At 71.1% G+C, this 1,407-nt stretch carries 1 protein-coding gene; it reads left to right on the top strand.

Features of this window, described 5'->3' with window-relative positions:
- Positions 1-163 precede the first annotated feature (163 nt).
- On the top strand, positions 164-1,407 hold a 1,244-nt coding region (locus H8R17_RS26960), incomplete at its 3' end, for an ISL3 family transposase (protein ID WP_187825807.1).

Genomic DNA, 1,407 nt, shown 5'->3' with positions numbered 1-1,407 from the left:
CGCCATGAACGCCTTCGACCTGGCCTTCGACGGCCGCCTCACCGCAGGCCAACTCTAGCCACACCAACCCCAGTTACACCGCTCGCTTGGCTCTGTCCCGTAATCGGTGGTAACGAAGGGTGACGGCCGTCGTTGGCATGGTGCGCGCGATGTCAACGAACTTGTGGATGTGGTCTTTTCGGGACTGTCGGCCCTCGTCATCGAGGGCGTGACGGACGAGGGCGAGGTCATCCGGGTGTCGGCGCGGACCCGGGACGACCCGGTGCCGTGCCCGGGTTGCGGGCAGCCGACGGGGCGGGTGCATGGCTTCCACGGGCGGGTGGTTGCGGACGTGCCGGTGGACGGACGGCGGGTCGTGGTGTCGGTGCGGGTCCGGCGCCTGGTCTGCCCGGTGCTCGGCTGTCCGCGGCAGACGTTCCGCGAGCAGGTTCCCGGTGTCGTGGAGCGCTACCAGCGCCGCACCAACCGCCTGGCCGACCAACTCGGCTGCGTGGTCAAGGAGTTAGCCGGCCGGGTCGGCGCCCGCCTCTTGCGCGTGCTGGCCTGCGCGATCTCCCGCTCGACCGCCCTGCGCATGCTCATGCGCAGGGCGGCACCCGCGCTGACCGTCCCGCGCGTGCTCGGCATCGACGATTTCGCCCTCAAGCGCCGCCACCGCTACGCCACTGTGATCATCGACGCCGAGACCGGCGAGCGGATCGACGTCCTGCCTGACCGCACCGCCCAGACCCTGGTCGTGTGGCTGCGCGAGCATCCCGGGGCTGAGTACGTGTGCCGGGACGGCTCCGGCTCCTACGGTGAGGCGATCCGTCAGGCCGTCCCCGAAGCGGTGCAGGTCAGCGACAGGTGGCACCTGTGGAGCAGCCTGTGCGGCAAGGTCCTGGCCGAGGTCCGCTCCCACGCCGCCTGCTGGGCGACCGCTGTGAACCCCGCCCGGCCCGGGGGCGTGCGCGAGCAGACCACCCGCGAGCGCTGGCAGCAGGTCCACGACCTGCTCGGCCAAGGCGTCGGCCTCCTCGAATGCGCCCGCCGCCTCGATGTCGCCCTGAACACCGTCAAGCGGTACGCCCGCATGAAGGAGCCCACCGCAGAGCGCCGCGCACCCCGCTACAAGCCCACGCTCGTCGACCCCTACCGCGACCACCTGCGCACCCGCCGGGCGGAAGACCCGGCCGTCCCCGTCCTCCAACTCTTCCGGGAGATCAAGGAGCTGGGCTACACCGGCAGCCTCAACCTGCTCTACCGCTACATCACCCAGGGCCGCGCCGAGGGCGACAAGCCGGTCACCACCCCGCAGCGTTTCGCCCGCCTCCTGCTCGCCCGCCCCGAGAACCTGCGCGACAAGGACACCGCACTCCTGCGGGAACTCACCAAAGCCTGCCCCGAGATGGCCGAACTCGCCCGCCT

This window comes from Streptomyces sp. TRM68367 (assembly GCF_014495685.1).
Lineage (GTDB): Bacteria > Actinomycetota > Actinomycetes > Streptomycetales > Streptomycetaceae > Streptomyces.
Note: the sequence above shows the minus strand (reverse complement) of the source record. Positions and strands in the feature narration are given on the sequence as shown.